The following is a 21,791-nucleotide window of genomic DNA, read 5'->3' on the forward strand; positions in this document are numbered from 1 at the left end:
CAGCTTGTAAAGGGCCTTTTTGTTGATAAATAACTGACGCAAGGCGTACAAAAACTAACTTAAGCTTCCGGTACTAAACAGTCCTATAGATCATTCAAGAGCGTTTTTCCTTTAATATCTAAGCGTTTTTTACCCCGTCACTCCAATTGAGTTCCCTAGCAAATCACTCCTCCTCTTACTATTTTTTCCTAAATTGATTTTCTGATGGTATGAAACAATTATACTCCACACAAAGTGCGGATAACAAGAGTGGGTACTCATACTATACACCGGTTAGCGGTCAGTCTAATAATTATCAATGAAAAATTAAGGTGATATGTCAATAACAACAGAATCTGAGTTAGTAGGGATGCAAAAGGTAAGCGAAGCTGTAGCCTATACCCTGAACAAAATGGTGAGTTATGCCCAACCCGGAATGACGACAAAAGAACTGGATGATTATGGAGCAAAAATTCTTTCAGAGTTTGGAGCACGATCAGCACCCAATCATACTTATGGTTTCCCGGGCTGGACTTGTATAAGTGTTGACAATGAGTTTTGCCACGGCATTCCTTCAAACAAGCGAGTTTTGAAAGAAGGTGATTTGATAAACATTGATGTTTCGGCCGAACTTGGTGGTTTTTGGGCCGACAATGGAAGTTCCTTTGTTATTGGCAATGACATTAACCATCATCAAAAATTAGTGGACGCATCAAAAGAAATACTACGAAAAGCCATCAGTAACATCAAAGGAGGTGTGAGAATATCAGATATTGGTAGTTTAATAGAAACAGAAGCTAAAAAGAGAGGTTACAGGGTCATCAAAAATCTTGGCGGTCACGGAATTGGCAGAAGCCTTCACGAACAACCTGATGAATTACTCAATTTCAAGAATAGATTTGACCAAAGAAGATTCAAGAAAAATTCAGTAGTCGCTATTGAAACATTTATTTCAACTACATCAACTTATACTAAAGAGTTGAGTGATGGATGGACATTGGTTGGAAATAAAGGAGGTTATATGGCTCAACACGAACATACAATTGTTGTAACCGATGGTGAGCCGCTCATATTGACAGAAGATAATGGCATTTTTGATTAAATACAAAATGGTGGAAGCCAGCGCGAACCGCTAACATTTTGTAGACAGCATCTTCGGCCGACGGCCTTCGCCAGCCGCTTACAGATAGCCGTTAAATCACCTTGCGTCACTTCCTGCGTCAGCGGCAGGTCAGGCATCGGAGCTACAAGTGAACTCCACATTTCACCCACGCTTCTGCAGCACTTATTCAAAGTATAATCCATTAAAACCTCTGCAACGTTTGATGTGGAGGATATAATCACAACAGAACCGCAAAAAGCGGATCGGCAAGCCATACTTAAAACTTCAGGAAGTATGCCGAAGCGCAGGCTAACCCTGCCGCGCACGTTCCCTTATGCACGCCTCCGGCAACAAGGCATACTTATACTTGTGACTTTCGTACTAGCTTAGGCACTGTGCCCTGCACCACACAAGCTAGTTCAACTTATTTTTTGTACCTTTAGCGCTTTAGCGAAAAATACCTTTCCTTCATTCATACTCGAACCCGCAAACGCTGCACATGAACACAACAGCTCAGATTTTACAGAACAACATTCAGAAGATACTGGACATTTGGATGCAAAACCAATTGGCAGACGCTTCGCTACGTGATGACCTGATTTCGAACGAGGAACTGCGCCGACAGTCTGAGGAGCTGCTAAGCGGCTTGGCCAGAGCCACCGCAAGCGGGAACGTAGAAAACATTTATGCCCCCGAGTATGAGCCGGTAACCGAAATTCTGAGCGACATCTCTATCACAAGGGCCCGCCAGGGCTTCAGCCCACGCGAAACAGGCATGTACGTGCTTAGCCTGAAACAGGCGATTAGCCAGGTGCTGGAAGAGCAACTGAGCGACAAGCCGGAAACGCTTTACAAGGAGCTGCTCAAGCTGAACCTGCTGCTCGATAACCTGAGCGTGATAACGTTTGAGACTTTTATCAAAGGCCGCGAAGAAGTGATCCTGCGCCAGACAGATGAGATCAGCGAGATCTCGACGCCCGTTATCCGCGTGTGGGAAGGTATTCTGGCACTGCCTATTATCGGTACCCTGGACAGCGCCCGCACCCAGGTGGTGATGGAAAACCTGCTGCAGGAGATCGTGAACACAGGCAGCAGCATTGCCATACTTGATATTTCCGGGGTGCCGGCCGTAGACTCTTTGGTAGCCCAGCACCTAATTAAAACAGTTAGTGCCACACGCTTGATGGGGGCTGAGTGCATCATCAGCGGTATCCGTGCCGAGATCGCCCAGACCATCGTTCATTTGGGTATCGACTTATCCAACATTAAAACCAAGGCTTCCCTGGCAAATGCACTGCAGCTTGCATTTAGCATGCGCAATGTAGAAGTAAGAAAAATCAACAAGAACACTGGCATCAGCCTAACCCGATAGAGCAGTACGATGGATAGAATTCCGATTCTAAAGATGGGGTCGTTTTTACTGGTGACCATACAGGTGGACCTGTATGACCGGTTGGCCCTAACCCTTGAGAATGACTTGATAACGATGGTAAGCCGCACCGGCGCAAAAGGGGTGCTGATCGATATTTCGGCTGTTAGCATAGTAGATTCTTTTATGGGACGCATTTTGGGCAACATTGCCTCTATGTCCCGCATTATGGATGCTGAAACAGTGGTGGTGGGCATGCAGCCTGCCGTAGCCATTACGCTGGTAGAGTTGGGCCTGACGCTACAGGGAGTGCACACGGCACTGGATGTAGAAAAAGGCATGGAACTCCTGCACAGTAAAATAGGCATCACAGACGAGCCTGAAGAAGACGAGGAGGGCCCGGATGATAGTAATGACTAAAGACACCATGCAAATTGTGCGGGAACAGGATGTTGTGCCTTTCCGTAACAGGGTGCGTGAGCTGAGCGTTAAGATTGGCATGAGCCTGGTGAACCAGACAAAACTTATTACCGCCGCAAGCGAGCTGGTGCGCAACATGCTCAAGTACGCGAATGGCGGTAAGGTCATGCTGGAGACTGTCTCTAAAAATGCCCAGGCCGGTATCAGGCTTACCTTTCAGGACGAGGGCCCCGGGATAGCCGATGTGCAGCAAGCCATGCGCGACGGCTTCTCTACCGGCAAAAGCCTCGGGCTTGGGTTGCCGGGCGCCAAACGCCTGGTAAACGAGTTCGACATTAAGAGCACGCTCGGCGCCGGCACCACCGTTACAATCATTCATTGGAAGCATGGACGTTAACCAGCACCAACGTTTTAATTTACCTGATAAGACTTATGCCAGCATTGCCAAACGCGAGATCACTAGGATGGCGGAAGCCGCCGGGATGTCGCCGGGAGATGTGGGCAGGCTGAATATTGTGGTGTCGGAGATGGCCTCTAACCTGGCCAAGCACGCTCCGCAGGGCGGCGAGCTTTTGGTGCGCACCCTAAGCGCCTCCCCAACCGAAGGCATTGAGGTAATCTGCCTCGACAACGGCCCCGGCATGACAGACCCTACCCGGATGCAGCAGGATGGCGTATCTACGTATGGCTCTGCCGGAGAAGGCTTGGGAGCCATCAAAAGGCAGTCCGATGTCTTCGACCTCTACTCGCAGCAGGGTTTGGGCACTATCATACTTTCCAGAGTCTTTAAACCGGGAAAAACACCTGCCCTTCTTAAAAAATCCAGCCGCTTTGAGATAGGCTATGTCATGGTTCCAAAGCCCAAGGAAACACTTTGCGGCGACGGCCTTGCCATACATGAACGGGACAATGGCATATACCTACTGGCACTAGATGGCCTGGGCCATGGGGCGAATGCCCACGAGGCAGCCCAGGCAGCTGTAGATATTTTTAACGCCTCCCCTACCCTGTCGCCAGCAGAGGCGCTGCGCAACATACACCAGCAAATTAAACGCACGCGCGGGGCGGTGGGCTTTGCAGCTCATATCAGCACCGACCAGCGCTTAAGCTACTGCGGCATCGGTAACATAGCAGGCAAGCTGTACAGCCCCGAAACCACTATAAATGGCAGCCACTATAAAAATATCATATCGTATAATGGCATACTAGGGCACAACATCCCCACCACTCTGAACAACCAGTTATTGGAGTGGGGACGTCACCGCACCCTGATCTTGCACTCGGATGGCATTAAGAGCCGGTGGGACCTGAGCAAATACCACTCCCTGAACCGCCACCTGCCTACCACAGTGGCCGCACTATTGTATAGAGACCACGGAAGGCAGTCTGATGACACGCTGGTAGTTGTCTGCAGAAATAAAGTATAGTCTATGCAGCGAAGCATTCTTAAGATCAATATCGCCAATGAGCTGGACGTGGTGCTGGCTTACAAACGGGCTATGCAACTATCGGAACGGCTGGGGATGGCGCAGGCCAACCAAACCAAGTTTGCCACTGCCGTATCCGAGATTTGCCGTAACGTGGTAGAGTACGTGGGTAGCGGCAGCATTCAGTTTGGCCTGGCAGAAGCAAACAGCCTGAGCTACCTGGAGGCACTGGTAACAGACAGAGGCCGCGGCATAGGCAATTTAGACAGCATCCTCTCCCGCAAAGAGTACAACAACCTGTCGCGGGGCACTGGCATCATCAATTCTAAGAAACTGGTAGACCTCTTCGAGATACAGAGCGATTTTGAGAAGGGTACCAGGGTAAGGCTCCTAAAAAAGCTTCCCTCGTTCGGGCCTGGCATTACAAAGGACCTTGTAGAGAAGTGGGTGATAGAGTTTGATAAAGAGGCGGATATCTCGCCTTATGCCGAGATAAAGAAGCAGAACATGCAGCTGCTGGAAGTGCTGGAGCAACTGCGCCTGCGCAACCTGGAGACCGAGCAACAGCTGCATGAAATCCGGCGGCTTAACACGCAGTTGCAGCAGTCTAACGAGGAAATAAACCAACTGCTGGAAGACCGCGACAAGAAGAACCGGCTGCTGCAGGACGCCAACCAGCACCTGGACGCCTTTGCCCATACCGTATCGCATGACCTGCGTGCGCCGCTGCAAAACATAAACGGCATTGCCACGGCGCTGGAGGCGTGCATAGAGGCAGACCAAATGGAGGAAGTTAGCAAACGGATGCTGCCCATGCTGCGCCTCCAAACCCAGAAGATGGACCGACTGATAACCGGCATTCTGGCTTACTCGTTGGCCGGGCACCATAATATTCAAAAGAAAGTAGTAGACCTGCAGGTGCTGCTGCACCAGGTGATCACCTCTTTGAACGTGCCCGCAACTTTTACCATAGAAGTGCAGCCGGAGTTACCTGTGCTGTACACCCAGGAAATATACCTGTACCAGGTATTCAGTAACCTGATCAGCAACGCCATTAAGTACCACGACAGGCCGGAAGGTGCCAGAATAAGTATACATGCTGACATCACGCCTGAACAGTTATACTTTAGCGTAACAGACAACGGGCCGGGCATCCTACCGGAAGCGCAGCAGCAGATCTTTAACAAGTACCAGTCTGGGGAGCAGCACTACACTCCCAACAGCACGGGCTTTGGCCTCTCCATCATCACCAGAATTCTGAAGGAGAAGGGGACAACGATTTGGGTGGAGTCAGAAGGCAGGGGAAGCCGCTTTGTTTTCACCTGGCCCGGCACAGAAATCGTCAATGAGCAATAGACACTAAAAAGGGGCTGCTTTGCTGCAGCCCCTTTTTAGTTTTTCTTAAAGAACTCGTTCATGATCTCGTACACGTCGTGTTTGGTCAGAGCCTTGGAGAAGTGCCGCCTTACCTTGTTATACTTCTTGAGTTTCTCCAGGTCATAAAAACTTGCCGAAGAGGTTAGCATCAGTATGATGATCGGGTTTTGGTCGTCCTGGTTCACCTTGTGGTACTCATCCAGAAACGAAAAGCCGTCCATCACGGGCATCTTAATGTCCAGGAATATCAAGTCCGGGCGCTTGTTATCAAGTTTTCCCTTTCCTATTTGCGTTAGGTATTCCAGCGCCTCCTTTCCGTTCTTAAGCGCACGTATCTCCTTGGCTACCTGCATTTCGCGTAGCAAACGCTCATTCAGATAGTTGGTCGTTTCATCATCATCTACCAGCAGCACTAAGTTTAAAGGATAGTTGTACGGCTTTATGAAGCTCTCCATTATACCTCTCTTTTTTATAGTTGGAAGGGTAAACATTTAAGCAAAAGGCATGCCCAGGTCTGTTTAACCTGTCGCGAATTTCGCAATCTCAATTATAAAATCAAACACTCATCATACTTTAATTATACTCTCAGATTATGAGAGACTTACATCAACCCACGGCTTTCAAGCTCCCGAACAGGCTGATTCCTCTTGAGTTAAACAACACGCAAAGCATACGCTTGATTCCACTTTGCGCCTGCCGCGCCCATATCTTTTTCCGCTGAAACTAAGTAAAAAGACAAGGGCCACTTGTGGCTAACGTAAAACCAACAACTTTGAACATGGATAACTACCCTATCAAACCTGAGCATATGCGTGCACCGGACAACCTGACCAAGGGGGAGGTGCAAAAGAGCCTGGATGAGCTGGATAATAAAATAAAAACGCTTAAAGCCCGCGTAAACGCCACCGCCGCCGACTCTAACCATACCTACCATGAGCACATTGCTGGGTTGGAGCGCAAGCGCGAACTGATAACCCGGAAAATGGGAGAACAGCACAACAACTGGTCTGACCTGCGCAACAACATCAACAGCCTGCACAACGATGCGGATAATATGATGAAATAAAGTATACGTCCCTGCACCCCCAAGTGCAGGGACGTATACTTTATTTCCTGCCCTCCTTCCTTTCATTCCCTGCCTGTTTGCCATTGCTTAAGCTAATGCAGCCACTTGCTACACGCTGCGCTGGTGTTCTCCCGCTATTCCACCATCTTCCTTCTTTACTGAGTTTGGATACCAATACGTGCCCCAGCTAGCCCTTATTATACCTGTTGCTGCATGAGCCAAAATAAAATTTAAAAGTTTATTAATATTTTTTAATGTAAAAGAAACATTTATTCATAAAATCAGTTGAAGGAAGTGTAGGTAAAAAATTGTAAAAAAAGGTTAAGATCATACTTGTATGATTGGTCTTTTTGGTACTTTTGCAGTACCCGTCATATTCATGCTCTAAATCATACTTCAATTTAACGGGATTTTTATTGAGCAAATGTTTACCCATATTCCTCTGCCCAAGCGCAGCCTAGTACTCGCCATTTTCTTGCTGTTGCACCTGCCGGCGCTCTATGCGCAGCGGCCTGTGTTCGACTTTGGTAACAGTGCAATACCTAATAAGCTTGTTTACAAGCTGAAGCCACAGTCCGGAGCACAGTTGCGCAAATCCTCTGGTGCAAACCTGAGCGCAGTGTTGCGCCAGGTAGGAGCCAAAAACGTGGTGCAGAAGTTTCCGGGGGCAGGTGCCCCGCCGCCCAACCGGGTTGCCCGTATGGCAACGCCAGCGGTAGACCTTTCGCTGATCTATGAGTTGCAGTATGGAGAAGGCCACACCTTCGAGGAAATTAAAACAGCCCTGATGGCTACCGGCGAGGTAGCTTACGTGGAGCCGCTCTACCTGCGCGAGCCCTTGCACCAACCCAACGACCCTAGCGCCGACTCCACCAAGACAACGCAGTTCTACCTGAAGCAGGTACAGGCCTACGGCGGCTGGGAAGTAGAGCAGGGCGACACAAACATGGTTATCGGTATCTTGGACACAGGCTTCCGGCTCTCGCACCAGGACCTGAAGGAAAAAGTAAAGCATAACTACAACGACCCGATAGACGGCCGAGACAATGACGGCGACGGACTGGTGGATAACTACAGCGGCTGGGACTTTGCCGACCATGACAACAGCGTAGCAGACGACAGCCCCTGGAAAGGCCATGGCACAGCGGTAGCCGGTGTGGCGGCAGGTGCCACCAATAATGGCGTGGGTATAGCCGGATTAGGTTATAACGCTAAGTTCATGCCGCTAAAGGTTTTCTCCTCCTACCCCGGCGGGGCGTTTGGCGGTTACGAGGCGATTGTGTATGCTGCCGATAAAGGCTGCAAAGTCATCAACTTGTCCTGGGGCGGCACGGGTTTTTCACAGTTTGAGCAGGACATCATCAACTACGCAGCCTTGGTTAAAGATGTGCTGATCGTCGCCTCCGCGGGCAATACCAACGCCTTCCTAGACCTCTACCCTGCCTCCTACGACAACGTGGTTTCGGTGGGCGGCTCTGACAAGCAGGATATAAAGTATAAAGACCACACCTACAGCTATAACATCGACCTGATTTCGCCGAGCCTCTCTATTTACAGCACCTCTGTGGCCGGCGATGCCAAGTATGTTTATGTGGGAGGCACCTCCTTTTCGGCACCAACCGTGGCCGGAGGCGCTGCCCTGGTACGCGCTCACTACCCGGAGCTCAACGCCCTGCAAGTGGCAGAGCGTCTGCGCGCCGGCACTGACAAAATTTATGACCTGGAAGGGAACAAGCCATACCTGGAGATGTTGGGCACCGGCAGGTTTAACCTGAAAAAGGCCCTGAAGGCAGCCGCTCCCAAGTCGGTGCGTTGCACTAGTTTCGGCCCGGGAGCCAACCAAAACCTGTCGGCGAACAGCGTGGTAACCATAGACGCCCGCTTTGTGAATTACCTCTCGCCGCTCTCTAACCTGGACGTGACGCTTACCTCGCTTTCGCCATACGTGGAGGTGCTGCAGGATAAGGTGCAGTTGGGCAGCCTGGGTACGCTGGCGGAGGCTTCTACCGGTAGCCCCTCCTTTAAAATTAAGATCTCGAAGGATGCCCCCAGCAACTACAAAGTATACCTGCGGCTGGGCTACGCCGATGGCGCTTACTCCGACTTTCAGCATTTTGCGCTCTATATCAACCCCAGCTTTGCCACGCTTAACGCCAACAACTTGCAGCTCACGCTTAACAGCCAAGGCAACATAGGCTACAATGGCCTTAACTTGGGGCAAGGCGTTGGGGTAACGTACAAAGGGAGCGCCTCACTCCTGTTTGAAGGAGGGCTCATACTTTCAGCGGATAGCGGGAAAGTAGCCGATAACCTGCACAATGCCTCCTGGCAAAACAGCAAGGGTTTTGAGCCCCTGGCACTCACAAGAAAATATTACGACACCCGCCTGGCAGACCAGGAGGTGCGTACCCTGATGCAAACAAATGCCTCCGGCCACCCGCTTGTGGAGGTAAGGACAGTTGGGTATGCTTGGGCCGATGCTCCGAACCAGGATTATGTAATTCTGGAGTACCAGCTCACCAACCGCTCAGACGAAACCATTCCGCTCCTGCATGCAGGTCTTTTTGCGGATTGGGATATAGGCAACTATACCGAGAACAGGATAGGGTGGGATGAGGAACTGCAAATGGGCTACGCCTACCATGCCTACGAGGAAATGCCCTACGCCGGCATCAAACTCCTGACGCCTGAGAACAAGCTGATTTACCACGCCGCCGATAACATGAGCAGCAACGACTCCACGGTATCGATTGACGATGGCTTTAGCAACGCCGAAAAGTATAAGGTCATCTCGAACGGCGTAAGCCGCTTAAAAGCAGGCGAGGAGTACGGCAGCAGCGTCTCACACGTGCTGGGTGCCACAGCCACCGACCTTGCCCCTGGTCAGACAAAAACCATTGCGTTTGCCGTGCTGGCAGGTGATAACCTACAGGCGCTGCAGGAGTATGCTCAGGCGGCGCAGCGTAAGTATAAAGGTATAAAATCTGGCCCGCCACCAGTTGCCGCAGCCTACCAAACCTGCCGGGCCAGCGATGTAGTGATCAGCCCGGACGGCGGGAGCCTCTTTAACTTCTACGCCGACTCTACGGCACAGCACCTGATTGCCAGCGGCCAAAGCTATACTCTTGCGGGAGCCGCGCAAAACACCACGGTGTACGTAGCTAATGCAGATTCGCTTTACCTGAGTGCCCTGGTGCCTATGCAGGTGCAAGTAGTGCCTAACGCACAGGCTCAGTTTGCGGAGAAGGTGCATTTTGCACAGGTAAACAAACCCGTTACTTTTAGCGATGAAAGCGAGCATGCTACCAGCTGGCACTGGAATTTTGGCGATGGCCAAAGCTCTTCGGAGCAGTACCCGAACCATACCTATAAGAAACCTGGCAGCTATGAAGTGCGTCTCACGGTGAGCAATACCATTGCCTGCACGCAAAGCTCCTATGCCAAAACCATCGACGTATATGATGTAGCGCCAAAGCTCTACCCTAACCCGGCAGCGGAAAGTATTACGCTAAACCTGACCAGGCCAGTATATGGCTCTGACAGTACAGCGCCCGTGTTTCAGCTGACGGACCTGAGCGGAAAAGCAGTGGCCGCCGTGCCAATGGCCAGCACCAATATCTCCGTCACCTACGACCTTAGTCAGCTGAGCGCAGGCATATACATTGCCCGCATTACCTATGGTGGTGCATCTTATGTAGAGCGCGTGCTGGTGCGGCGATAGTCAAGCAAAATTCCAGCAATCCTCCCGCGAGCCTTCAATTTGCGGTTACCCTGTCCCCATCACAACAAAAAAAGGCCCTGCCAAACGGCAGGGCCTTTCATTTATACTTAGCAGCTTCGCGATTAAGCGTTAGCGTTTTGCTTCTGCTGCTGACGGATCAGGTTAAGGGCAGAACCAGCTTTGAACCAGGCGATCTGACCTTGGTTGTAAGTATGGTTTACCATGAAGCTATCCTGTGAGCCATCTTTGTGGTGCAGCACCACTTTCAGCTGCTTGCCTTCCTGGAAATCCTCCAGGCCAAGGATATCAAAAGTATCGGTCTCCTCGATCAGGTCGTAATCCGCTTTGTTAGCGAAAGTCAGACCTAGCATGCCCTGCTTCTTCAGGTTAGTTTCGTGGATACGCGCGAAAGACTTCACGATAACGGCACGAACGCCCAGGTGACGTGGCTCCATGGCCGCGTGCTCACGGGATGAACCTTCGCCATAGTTCTCGTCACCTACCACTACTGTACCGATGCCGGCACCTTTATACGTACGGGCTGTGGCAGGCACGGTGTCATAACCACGGGTCATGTCGTTGTATACGCTGTTCGCCTCGCCGTTGAAGGCGTTAATGGCACCGATCAACATGTTGTTGGAGATGTTGTCCAGGTGGCCACGGTACTTCAGCCACGGGCCTGCCATCGAGATGTGGTCTGTGGTACACTTACCTTGCGCCTTGATCAGCAGCTTCAGGCCTTTGAGGTCTGTGCCTTCCCACGGCTTAAAGCCTTCCAGCAACTGCAGACGGTCTGATGTAGGAGAAACTACTACTTCTACAGTGCTGCCATCCTCGGCAGGTGCAATGTAACCAGCATCCTCTACCGCAAAACCTTGAGTTGGCAACTCAATGCCTACCGGCTCATCCAGTTTCACCTGCTGGCCATCTTTGGTCGTCAGGGTATCTACAAGCGGGTTAAACGTCAGGTCACCGGCAATAGCGAAGGCGGTTACAATCTCCGGTGAAGCCACGAACGCGTGTGTGTTCGGGTTACCGTCGTTACGCTTCGCAAAGTTACGGTTGAACGAGGTGATGATAGAGTTCTTGCGGGTAGGGTCGTCGGTATGACGCGCCCACTGGCCGATGCACGGACCACAGGCGTTTGCCAGTACTACACCGCCCATCTCAGCGAAGGTATCCAACAGGCCGTCGCGGGCCGTGGTGTAACGCACCATCTCAGAGCCCGGCGTGATGGTAAACTCAGCCTGTGCAGCCAGGTTCTTATCTACAGCCTGCTTCGCGATGGAGGCAGCGCGCGTGATGTCTTCGTAAGAAGAGTTGGTGCAAGATCCGATCAGACCTACTTCCAGTTTTGCTGGCCAGCCGTGCTCCTTCACTACAGAAGCGAACTGTGAAATTGGCCAGGCCGCATCCGGCGTGAATGGGCCGTTTACGTGCGGCTCCAGCTCAGACAGGTTGATCTCGATCAGCTGGTCGTAGAAAGCAGCCGGATCGGCGTATACTTCGTCGTCGGCACGCAGGTGCTGCGCAACCTCGTCGGCCATCTGCACTACTTCCTCGCGGCCAGTAGAGTTCAGGTAAGCGCGCATGCTGTTGTCGTAGGCAAATACCGAAGTAGTGGCTCCGATCTCAGCACCCATGTTACAGATAGTGCCTTTACCGGTACAAGACATTGACTCGGCACCTTCGCCGAAGTACTCCACGATAGCGCCTGTACCACCTTTCACGGTCAAAATACCAGCCACTTTCAGGATCACGTCTTTCGGGGATGTCCAGCCGCTCATTTTACCGGTCAGCTTCACACCGATCACTTTCGGAAACTTCAGCTCCCAAGGCATGCCGGCCATCACGTCCACGGCATCAGCACCGCCCACACCGATCGCTACCATACCCAGACCACCTGCATTTGGTGTGTGCGAGTCCGTACCGATCATCATACCGCCCGGGAAGGCATAGTTCTCCAGCACCACCTGGTGGATGATACCGGCACCCGGCTTCCAGAAGCCGATGCCATACTTGTTAGATACAGAAGCAAGGAAATCATATACCTCCTTGTTTTCGTTGTATGCGTCCTGCAGATCCGAATCGGCACCAACGCGCGCCTGGATCAGGTGGTCGCAGTGCACGGTGGAAGGCACCGCCACTGTTGGCTTACCTGCCTGCATGAACTGAAGCAAGGCCATCTGTGCCGTGGCGTCCTGCATGGCTACCCTATCCGGAGCAAAGTCTACGTAAGACTTTCCACGCTCAAAGCCCTGCTGCGCCTTGCCATCATACAGGTGCGCGTACAGGATCTTCTCTGTCAGGGTAAGCGGACGACCCACTGCCTGGCGGGCAGCAGTAATTCGCTCTTCCATGCCGGCATATACCGCCTTGATCATTTCTAAATCAAATGCCATAGTTTTGCTATTGTTAGTGTTTTATACTCTTTTTAATGAAGTTCACAAATGTACGAAAACTATATATCTCTAAAAACATAAGCCTACACTAATATACGTTGCTACATTAACAGGCATGCAAAAGTATACAGTATGGATTTTGCATACTTATCTATACTTTTGTAGCTCTTTAAAAATCAAAAAGTTCATACATGAAACATCACTTAAGTAATACCTATACCAGTCCTTTTTTGTTTTTAGCTTTGTTGATTATACCGCTGGTAACATCCTGTACTTCTATGACATCTACCGACAACACCATTAAACCCGGCAGCTGGCGCGTGGCCCTGCAGCATGCCGAGGGTAAAGAGATACCTTTTATCATGGAGGCCGAGGAGAAAAACGGCAAGACTGTGCTGTACCTGGTAAACGGCGAGGAGCGCATCCTGGTAGACGATATTGAGCAAGAGGGTGACTCTGTGAAAATTGGGCTGCACATTTTTGATGCCGACCTGATTGCCAAGGTGGAGGGAGATAAGATGGCAGGGCGCTTCGTGAAGAACGACACGCAGGAGCCATACGCGGTGCCTTTTACAGCAGAGCATGGCCAGGAGAACCGCTTTGCGGCCAACCCGGCGCCCGCCAACTTCGACTACGATGGCAAATGGGAGGTTGTGTTTACGCCGCGTGGCGGTGAGCCTTACGTGGCCATAGGAGAGTTTAAGCAAGACGGCAACTACGCTACCGGCACCTTCCTGACCGAGACCGGCGATTACCGCTACCTGGAGGGGCAGGTGGCCGGAAACGAGCTGCAGCTTTCTACCTTCGATGGCAACCACGCCTACCTGTTCACGGCCACGCCTGACAACGACAGCACCCTGACCGGAAACTTCTATGCCGGCATGAGCGGCTATGAGAGCTGGACCGGGAAGCGCAACCCCGATGCCGAGCTGGCCAGCGCCGACTCGCTCACGTTCCTGAAGCCGGGCTACGAGACGCTTTCGTTCACGTTCCCGAACCTGGAGGGCGAACAGGTGTCGCTGTCTGATGACAAGTATAAAGGCAAGGTGGTGATCGTGCAGCTGGTGGGCTCCTGGTGCCCGAACTGCATGGACGAGACCAACTTCCTGGCGCCTTACTACGACAAGAACAAGGACCGGGGCCTGGAAATTATAGGCCTTGGCTTTGAGCGCAGCCCTGAGTTTGACCAGGCCGCTGCCCGCCTGAAGAAGATGCAAGAGCGCCTGAACGTGAACTATGACCTGCTCGTTGCCGGCGTGTCAGACAAAGCGGCAGCTGCAGAGGCATTGCCAGCGCTAAACCACGTTCTTTCCTTCCCAACCACCATCTTTATCGGCCGCGACGGCAAGGTGCGCAAGATCCACACCGGCTTCTCCGGCCCCGGCACCGGCAAGTACTACGACGAATTTGTAGCCGATTTTAATAAGACAATGGAGGAGCTGCTGGCGGAGTAGTTTGATTGTTGATTGTTGATTGTTGATTGTTGGATCGACAAAGTATAAAAGCAAAGGCCGCTGTTTCTGATGAAGCAGCGGCCTTTGCTTTTATGCCTGGTTTAGACATAAAATGCTAGTTGGTGAGCGGAAAGAAAACGGAAAAGGTAGTTCCCTCCCCTACTGTACTGCTTACCTCTATTTTACCGCCGGCATTATCCAGAATCTTCTTCACCATGTACAGGCCGATACCAGAGCCCTCTACGTGCATGTGCAGTCGCTTAAACATCCCGAAGAGCTTGCTCTGCTGGGTCAAGTCTACCCCCAGGCCATTATCAGAAACCGAAAGCACATGGTATTGCGCTGTTGCATAGCCCCTGACGTTTACAATCAAAGGCCTGTCTGGGGAGCGGTACTTTAGGGCGTTTGAGAGCAGGTTGTATAGTATACTGCGCAGGTTCTTTCTGGCAAAGCTCACCGTTTTCGACTCGCTAACATCTACCAAAAGCTGGGCACTGGCCTCCTCTATCAGGTTTGCCAGGTCCATCTGCACACTGGTTACCACTTCCTGCACATCTACAGCTTCCACCTCAACTGCAGTCTCTTTCTGCAGCCTGGTTATTTCCGTTAAGTGATAAATGGTATTTTTAAAGCACTTTACGGACTCCAGCATCATGCTGATAAGGCGCTGTATGGTTTCCAGGCGCAGGCTCTCCGGCGGCAGTTCATCCCGCAGTGCCTCCACCAGTCCCTCAATGTTCAGAATGGGGGCTTTCAGGTCATGGGAGGCTGTATAAATAAAGCTATCCAGTTCCGTATTTATGCGCTTGAGCTGCTCATTGGTATTGCTAAGCTCAGTGTTGGATGCGTGTATTTCTGCGTTTGCCAGCTGCATCTTCTCGTTTGCCACAGCAAGCTCAGAGGCCAGCGTCTGCGCCTGCTGCTTACCGCTCTCCACTGCCAATCTGGCCTCCAGCTGCTCGGTTACCTCGGTTAAAATGAGAATAACCCCTGTTATCTCCTTCTGATCATCCCGAAAGGGCTCATACACAACGTCGTAAAACCTGGTCTTTTCCTTGCCGTCCTTTTTATGGTTCACAGGCATCTCCTTCCGGATATAGGGCTTGCCCGTGTGCAACATATCTGTGAAAATAGCCTTGAAACCTTGTCCTGCTAAACCGGGCGCAGCCTCAAACAGGCTTTTACCAAGCAACTCTTCGGCTTCTTTGCCCAGTATGCCACACATAAGCGGGTTTACCAGCTCTACCGTGTACTGCTTGCCCGTAAAAATGCCGATGGCCACGGGTGCCTGCATGAAAATATCCTGTATGCGTTTGCGTTGCCACTCTGCCTGCTGTCTTGCCTGTTGCAGCTCCTGCGTTCGCAGGGCTACACGGGCTTCCAACTCCTGGTTTATGGCATCTACCTGCTGCCGGGCCTGTTCATTTTCCTCCGCTGCGGCATGAGCCATGGCCTCCCGTGTGCGGCTTTCCCGCAAATGACCCTCAATCTTGATCTTGTCGGTTACGTTGGCAACACAATGTATGATATGCCTCACACGCCCGTCGGGGCCCAGCACCGGTGTGTTTCGCGGCAGCCAGTGTCGCTTCACAAACTGCCCCGGGTTTTTCGGGTCGGGTACGTCGTAATGCTGCAGCTCCATCTCGTGCGGCTGTGCCGTTGACAGCACCTTCAGTAAGGATGATTTTAGATTATTGACTGCATGTGCCTCAACTGCCTCCGGGTTATCCGGAAAAGCATCGAAGATGTACTGCCCAATTAACTTATCCCGTTCGGTGAGGGTGGCCTGCAGGTATCCATCACTGGCTGCCTCTATCTTAAGCTCTGGGGAGAGCAGAAGGTATGCAGCTGGCAAGGCATTGAAAATGAAGAGCTGCTCCTCTAAAAGGGTAGCAGGAGCGGATATGTCTTCCTCCTGTGAGGAAGCTGCAGCGTTAGTCATGTACTGGGATTATGGGCAAAGGTCTAAACTACCAAAAATATTCCAGTAGTTCGGCCCCTGGCGAGTTTTGATTTCAGCTTAAGAAACTTTTAGAGCAGCTCTTATTGGTATAGCTGAGTTAACGCGCCACCATACATTCCTACACTCCGGCAGGCTTCCTCAACCGCACAATTCTAAAAGTTCCTCCCAAAGCCGCCGGCTCGTTAAGCTCCTGTTGCAACGCAGTCTGGCAGATGATGTTGCCGATACTGCGATTAATATCGGAAAAAAGCGTGCTGGCCACCTGGTTGAGCATGCGGCGAAGTAAGGAAGGCTTCTGATTGTCCGGCAGGAACTTGTCGAACACCATCACGGCGCCGCCCGGCTTCAGCACCCGCTCCACCTCTTTTATACATGCTATGGGGTCCGGGATGACGGCAAGGATGAGGTGAAGTATAACGGCGTCGAAAGAGGCATCGGCAAAGGTCAGCTGCTGCCCATTCATGACCCGCGCGTTTACCGGGATTTGCAGTTCCGCAGCCCGCTGCTTTAGCTTTGTTATCATACCAGGAGTGATGTCGATGGCGGTGAGGTTGGTGTAGCCCTGCAGGTAGGGCAGGTCAAGGCCGGTGCCGGCGCCAAGTATAAGGATGGCATCATCGGGCTTGGCTCCCAGCAGCTGCACCGAGCGCTGCCTATACTTCCGGAAAATGCGGTCAGCTACAAAATCGTAGAACGGCAGGTACAAGGTATACCGCAGGCGGTTCCAGGCGTTGGTATTCAGGCTCATTTTTTCATAGGTTATTTTGCATGCACAAAGCTACCTATACTGCTATACTACCTGTTACAAAATTCCGGTTGATGTTTACAGAAGTATAAGGTTAGTGACCTTTCAATCTGAGGAAGGAATAAATCAAAACACTAATTCTTTGATACCAAAGCTAGCTCCGACAAAGCTTAACACTATTACTCCCCCAAATACTATCCAAAAGAGTTTTACGTAAAACATCACCTTAATCTGAAGTCTGTTAGCTTCTATATCGTCGAAGTCTTTGAACTTGATGTAAATAGGAAAAAATAAGGCTGGATTACCGAAGAAAAGAAAAGGGTTAAAGAACAAGTGAAGAAACTTAGTTTCTGTTAATTCAGGGTCAAGCCTCCGGCGTAACTGAAAGTGGTAATAAGCTTTACTGTATAAAAAAACGGTAGCTAGAATAATAAAGAAAAGTACGCTATAACTATAAATTAACTTCATCTGGCATATCAAATTCCTGGCGCAAGCGTCCGCTTGTGCCTTTAACTGTATTTGCGGCAGCACAAGCGGACGCTTGCGCTAGAAGCTTTAGGCTATCGGACGAACAGGTCGCGACCTGTCCCTACAAAGTATAAACAGCAATTAAACACTGCAACAATGTAACAATTAAGCCTATTTCTCCCGCTCTATGGTATAGGCAATCAGCTGCTCCAGCGAGCGGCGGGATGGGGTGTCGGGGAAGGTGTGGAGGATTTCGAGGGCTTCGGCGTGGTAGCGGTTCATGGCCTGCACCGTGTACTCAATGCCGCCGGATTGCTTCACAAAGTCGATTACCTGCTGCACGCGCTTGTTGTTGCCGTTGTTGTTTTTCACGTTGTAGATCACGCGGCGCTTGGTCAGCCAGTCGGCCTCGCGCAGGGCGTGGATCAGTGGCAGGGTCATCTTCTTCTCCTTAATATCGATGCCCACCGGCTTGCCGATCTCGGCAGTACCGTAGTCGAACAGGTCATCTTTTATCTGGAAGGCGATCCCCACTTTCTCTCCGAACAGACGCGCCTTTTCCACCTCCTCTTTGCAGGCACCGGCAGAGGCAGCGCCCACGGCACAGCAGGAGGCGATCAGCGAGGCGGTTTTCTGGCGGATGATGTCAAAGTATACATCCTCGGTAATATCAAGGCGGCGGGCTTTCTCTATCTGCAGCAGCTCCCCCTCGCTCATCTCCTTCACCGCGTTCGATACGATCTTGAGCAGCTCGTAATCGTCGTTGTGCAGCGAGAGCAGCAGGCCTTTGGAGAGCAGGTAGTCGCCTACCAGTACGGCAATCTTGTTTTTCCAGAGAGCGTTTACAGAGAAGAAACCGCGGCGGTAGTTGGCGTCGTCCACCACGTCGTCGTGCACCAGGGTGGCCGTGTGCAGCAGCTCAATCAGGGCGGCGCCGCGGTAGGTGGCATCGGTTATACTTTCCTGGAAGAGCTTGGCGGAGAAAAACACGAACATCGGCCGCATCTGCTTACCCTTGCGCTTGACGATGTAGCTCATGATCCGGTCCAGAAGCAAAACGCGGGTCTTCATGGAAGCCCTGAACTTCTTCTCGAACAGCTGCATCTCTGACGCGATGGGCGCCTGTATTTCGTTTAGACTTATGCTCATGTGTTAAGTCCGCAATATTACGGCCTCCGGAAGTGCTTTCCAAACCTGTGCTGGCAAAACAGGGTTTAATTGTTAAATTGCTGCATGGTTAAATTGTTTGATGGCTTTATCTCAGCACTCGCTCGGATGTATACTTTTTTTGCATGATGGTTCTATTTTCACCTCTCCAAAGTAGTGTTATAGCAGAAACATCCGGAGCAAGAACAGCATGTATCTCGTACATCCACCCAAACAACCATTTAACCCTCAACAACTAAGCAATTTACAAGATGAAAGTTGATTTTGTAGTATACCCCGAGCACGGTCGCCCTTTCACTGCCGATGCCACCTACCGGCCCGACAACACCCCAAAGCCCGTCGTGATCTTTACCCATGGTTTTAAGGGCTTTAAAGACTGGGGACACTTTAACCTGCTGGCCACCTACTTTGCCAAGCAAGGCTTTGTGTTCATCAAGTTTAACTTTGCTTACAACGGCACCACCGTGGACAACTACGCCGACATGCACGACATGGAAGCATTCGGGCAAAACAACTTCAGCCTGGAGCTAGACGACATGCAGGCGCTAATTGATTTGCTGCACTCCGACAACCCGCCTGTGGAGGCTACGGAGCTGGACCTGAGCCGCATTTACCTGATCGGCCACAGCCGTGGCGGAGGCGCCGTGATTCTAAAAGCCGCCGAGGAGCCGCGCGTAAAAGCCGTAGCCACCTGGGCCGCCGTAAACCGCTACGACAACCGCTGGGACGAGCTGCACATGGACAAGTGGAAAGAAGAGGGTGTGCAGTATGTGCAGAATGCCCGCACCGGCCTGCAGATGCCGCTGTATTACCAGATTGTGGAGGATTTCGTGGAGAACAAGTACCGCCTGGACATCCCTACCGTGGTGAAGCGCATGCAACAGCCCCTGCTCCTGCTGCACGGCGAGCAGGACGAAACGCTACCGACCCAGATGGCCCACGACCTGCAAAGCTGGAAACCCGATGCCGAGCTACACCTGCTACCCGAAGCCGACCACTCGTTTGGGGGCAGTCATCCTTACGAGAAAACCGAACTGCCGGAAGCTGCCCGTAAAGCTGCCGACCTAAGTATAGATTTCTTCCGCCGCCATGCCTAAGGTATACCTGCTGCTGGGCGGCAACCTCGGCGAGCGCACTTTATACTTGCAGCAGGCCCGCGAAAGTATAAACCAGCAGGTGGGCACTCTCACGCGCAGCTCCAAAGTATACGAGACTGCCGCCTGGGGGAAAACCGACCAACCCAACTTCCTGAACCAGGTGCTGGAGGTACAAACGGAATTAAGTCCGGAAGAGGTGCTGCAAAGTATAAACCTGATTGAGCAGGAGCTTGGCCGGGTGCGGCACGAGCACTGGGGCGCCCGCGTCATCGACATCGACATCCTGTTTTACGACGAACTGGTGCAGCAGACACAGCGCCTCACCATCCCTCACCCGCAGCTGCACCTGCGCCGGTTTACCTTGCTGCCAATGGCAGAGCTGGCCTCAGAGCTAGAGCACCCGGTGCTGCACAAAAGTATAAACCAGCTGCTGCAGGAGTGCCCAGATGAGCTGGAGGTGTGGGCGTTTGAGGAGAGAATTAAGTGAACAAGCTTCCGCATATAGTGCAGATAAGCGTATGTTTACGCATAGCCAGTAGTTATACTTAATAAAAGCTATGAAAAAATTTACAATTAAGGCTGACAACTTAACTGACTGGAAATCCTTTCATAGAGAGTTTAAAAACATTTTAGGCTTTCCTGATTATTATGGAGAAAATATGAATGCCTGGATTGATTGTGTAGATGAACTAACGGAAGACGAACAAGCGGTAATTCATATTGAAAACGGTAAATCAATGAGAGAAACAGTACCTGAAATACTTGATGCATTTCTTGAATGCAGTGCTTTTGTTAATTATAGAAAGATTGAAGCTGGTGAAAATCCTTCCCTTTTAGTTTCTCTCGGTTTTTAAAAATTAATAAGTATAACCACACCTATACGGCAGCTTCGCCACCGCATAGCCAAGTCCGTTAGCACACATTAGAATTATAGAAGAAAAGCATAGATGAAGAAGAATCCAGCTTTTGATAAATTAATTTCCTGTATTGTAAATAGTAATACCGAAGAATTTATTGATGTATTAGAAGCAAGCCCAATAAACATAGACACCAGAGGTAGCAAAGGCTGGACTTTACTTCATTATGCAGCCCAATACTTAGCTGTAGAAATAGGTCAGATACTGATTTCAAAAGGTGCTGATGTCAATGCGAAAGATGACTTCGGGAATAACGTGTTGTGGAGAGCAACTTTTTCATCACAAGGTAAGGGTGAGTTTATTGAATTTCTTTTAAGAAACGGTGCAGACAGGTTTGCCAAGAATAACAGCGGAATAAGCCCTGTTGACTTAGCTAATACCATAAGCAACTATAATGTCAAACAGTATTTTGAAGAATAACGCAGTGCCAACCACGCCTATAATTTAGCTACGCCACATTATAGGCAAGTACGTTGCAATGTATTCAAGTTAAAGGATGAATTATCAGTGATGGCGTTACCAATATCATTTAGTTTTGAAGCGGAAATTGATAAGTCTAAACATAATTTGGAAGAGGCACATTTAATTAATGAGATTAAATGCTTCATTGAAAGAAATAAAGGAATTGATATTCAAATATTAGGTAATAAACTGACATTTAAAGTTTCTTTCTGGGGAATGAGTTTTGACTACTTTGGGCAGATTGAGAAAGGTTCTTTTGAAATAGCTGGGAACAAACTTTTGTTCAAGTTCTACATGGTACGGATGCTCATTATAATTTTAATTATGGCCTTACTCATGGCATATGAAACGAATGAAATTTGGGTTGGCGCCCTCTGTTTTATCACATTATATGGTGGGAACCTATTAACCGCATTGATAAAGTATAAGCGGCTTGTTGTTCGTTTGAGTTCTGGTACAGCCGAAGAAAAAAAGAACATAATGTAACCACACCCATAAGCCAGCTGCGCCGCCTTATGGCCAAGTACGTTGACATATATTAAAACTATATAATATTGACAGAAATTATCGACAGGATTCAGGATTGGTACAAGCTAAATTGCGATAGTGATAGGAAGAATGACTAGGCTGGAATCGGGCTGTTGAACATTGACAG

The 21,791-nt window shown here is 50.5% G+C and carries 19 protein-coding genes; 14 read left to right on the forward strand and 5 right to left on the reverse strand.

Translation table 11 applies throughout. The annotated features are described in order from the left end of the window. Nucleotides 1-316 precede the first annotated feature (316 nt). From map to FJM65_RS15955, 6 genes are all read left to right on the forward strand, one after another. A complete protein-coding gene (gene map / locus FJM65_RS15930) occupies nucleotides 317-1,081 on the forward strand; it encodes a type I methionyl aminopeptidase (RefSeq protein ID WP_140622551.1) in 765 nt (254 codons plus the stop codon). Between the two features lie 499 nt (nucleotides 1,082-1,580). Beyond that, complete coding sequence (locus FJM65_RS15935) at nucleotides 1,581-2,453, forward strand: STAS domain-containing protein (RefSeq protein ID WP_140622552.1); 873 nt, start codon at nucleotides 1,581-1,583, stop codon at nucleotides 2,451-2,453. 9 nt (nucleotides 2,454-2,462) lie between these two features. Continuing rightward, nucleotides 2,463-2,870 carry an STAS domain-containing protein gene (locus FJM65_RS15940; RefSeq protein ID WP_140622553.1) on the forward strand — a complete coding sequence of 136 codons (408 nt, stop codon included), beginning with the start codon at nucleotides 2,463-2,465 and terminating at the stop codon, nucleotides 2,868-2,870. After that, nucleotides 2,863-3,267: an anti-sigma regulatory factor gene (locus FJM65_RS15945; protein WP_140622654.1), complete on the forward strand. Its 405-nt coding sequence runs from the start codon at nucleotides 2,863-2,865 to the stop codon at nucleotides 3,265-3,267. Before FJM65_RS15940 ends, FJM65_RS15945 begins: the two co-directional genes overlap by 8 nt. Beyond that, entirely contained in the window at nucleotides 3,257-4,297 is a 1,041-nt protein-coding gene (locus tag FJM65_RS15950) for an ATP-binding protein (RefSeq protein WP_140622554.1), read from the forward strand. The genes FJM65_RS15945 and FJM65_RS15950 overlap by 11 nt, the downstream gene beginning before the upstream one ends. A gap of 3 nt (nucleotides 4,298-4,300) precedes the next feature. Further along, nucleotides 4,301-5,653 carry an ATP-binding protein gene (locus tag FJM65_RS15955; RefSeq protein ID WP_140622555.1) on the forward strand — a complete coding sequence of 451 codons (1,353 nt, stop codon included), beginning with the start codon at nucleotides 4,301-4,303 and terminating at the stop codon, nucleotides 5,651-5,653. Nucleotides 5,654-5,688: 35 nt separating this feature from the next. Here the strand turns inward: FJM65_RS15955 and FJM65_RS15960 are convergent, their stop codons facing one another. After that, nucleotides 5,689-6,129: a response regulator gene (locus FJM65_RS15960; RefSeq protein ID WP_140622556.1), complete on the reverse strand. Its 441-nt coding sequence runs from the start codon at nucleotides 6,127-6,129 to the stop codon at nucleotides 5,689-5,691. Nucleotides 6,130-6,452: 323 nt separating this feature from the next. On the opposite strand from FJM65_RS15960, the gene FJM65_RS15965 reads away from it, so the two are divergent. Both FJM65_RS15965 and FJM65_RS15970 read left to right on the forward strand, forming a co-directional pair. Next, a complete protein-coding gene (locus FJM65_RS15965) occupies nucleotides 6,453-6,740 on the forward strand; it encodes a sll1863 family stress response protein (protein WP_140622557.1) in 288 nt (95 codons plus the stop codon). Between the two features lie 424 nt (nucleotides 6,741-7,164). Continuing rightward, nucleotides 7,165-10,461, forward strand: a complete 3,297-nt coding sequence (locus FJM65_RS15970; protein ID WP_140622558.1) for a S8 family serine peptidase — start codon at nucleotides 7,165-7,167, stop codon at nucleotides 10,459-10,461. Between the two features lie 122 nt (nucleotides 10,462-10,583). On the opposite strand, the gene FJM65_RS15975 is transcribed toward FJM65_RS15970, so the two are convergent. Continuing rightward, nucleotides 10,584-12,863, reverse strand: coding sequence for an aconitate hydratase (locus FJM65_RS15975; RefSeq protein WP_140622559.1), 2,280 nt, complete (start codon nucleotides 12,861-12,863; stop codon nucleotides 10,584-10,586). Between the two features lie 278 nt (nucleotides 12,864-13,141). On the opposite strand from FJM65_RS15975, the gene FJM65_RS15980 reads away from it, so the two are divergent. Next, entirely contained in the window at nucleotides 13,142-14,317 is a 1,176-nt protein-coding gene (locus tag FJM65_RS15980; protein ID WP_140622560.1) for a peroxiredoxin family protein, read from the forward strand. A 115-nt stretch (nucleotides 14,318-14,432) separates the two neighbouring features. On the opposite strand, the gene FJM65_RS15985 is transcribed toward FJM65_RS15980, so the two are convergent. The 3 genes from FJM65_RS15985 to FJM65_RS15995 form a co-directional block, all read right to left on the reverse strand. Then, complete coding sequence (locus FJM65_RS15985) at nucleotides 14,433-16,259, reverse strand: PAS domain-containing sensor histidine kinase (RefSeq protein WP_140622561.1); 1,827 nt, start codon at nucleotides 16,257-16,259, stop codon at nucleotides 14,433-14,435. 139 nt (nucleotides 16,260-16,398) lie between these two features. Beyond that, a complete protein-coding gene (locus tag FJM65_RS15990) occupies nucleotides 16,399-17,028 on the reverse strand; it encodes a class I SAM-dependent methyltransferase (protein WP_140622562.1) in 630 nt (209 codons plus the stop codon). Nucleotides 17,029-17,664: 636 nt separating this feature from the next. Next, the gene (locus tag FJM65_RS15995) at nucleotides 17,665-18,642 is read right to left on the reverse strand and encodes a polyprenyl synthetase family protein (RefSeq protein WP_140622563.1); all 978 of its coding nucleotides are present in this window, start codon (nucleotides 18,640-18,642) and stop codon (nucleotides 17,665-17,667) included. Between the two features lie 269 nt (nucleotides 18,643-18,911). Between FJM65_RS15995 and FJM65_RS16000 the strand changes: the two genes are divergently transcribed. The 5 genes from FJM65_RS16000 (at nucleotide 18,912) to FJM65_RS16020 (ending at nucleotide 21,622) form a co-directional block, all read left to right on the forward strand. Next, nucleotides 18,912-19,757, forward strand: coding sequence for an alpha/beta hydrolase family protein (locus FJM65_RS16000; RefSeq protein WP_140622564.1), 846 nt, complete (start codon nucleotides 18,912-18,914; stop codon nucleotides 19,755-19,757). Next, nucleotides 19,750-20,244, forward strand: coding sequence for a 2-amino-4-hydroxy-6-hydroxymethyldihydropteridine diphosphokinase (gene folK / locus FJM65_RS16005; RefSeq protein WP_140622565.1), 495 nt, complete (start codon nucleotides 19,750-19,752; stop codon nucleotides 20,242-20,244). Before FJM65_RS16000 ends, folK begins: the two co-directional genes overlap by 8 nt. Nucleotides 20,245-20,314: 70 nt before the next feature. Further along, nucleotides 20,315-20,611 (forward strand): barstar family protein, encoded by a 297-nt coding sequence (locus FJM65_RS16010; protein WP_140622566.1) that lies wholly within the window; start codon nucleotides 20,315-20,317, stop codon nucleotides 20,609-20,611. A 93-nt stretch (nucleotides 20,612-20,704) separates the two neighbouring features. Next, complete coding sequence (locus FJM65_RS16015; RefSeq protein ID WP_140622567.1) at nucleotides 20,705-21,094, forward strand: ankyrin repeat domain-containing protein; 390 nt, start codon at nucleotides 20,705-20,707, stop codon at nucleotides 21,092-21,094. Nucleotides 21,095-21,181: 87 nt separating this feature from the next. Continuing rightward, on the forward strand, nucleotides 21,182-21,622 hold the full coding sequence (locus FJM65_RS16020) for a hypothetical protein (protein WP_140622568.1): 441 nt from the start codon (nucleotides 21,182-21,184) through the stop codon (nucleotides 21,620-21,622). The last annotated feature ends 169 nt before the right edge of the window (nucleotides 21,623-21,791 follow it).

The organism is Pontibacter mangrovi, from assembly GCF_006385705.1.
Lineage (GTDB): Bacteria > Bacteroidota > Bacteroidia > Cytophagales > Hymenobacteraceae > Pontibacter > Pontibacter mangrovi.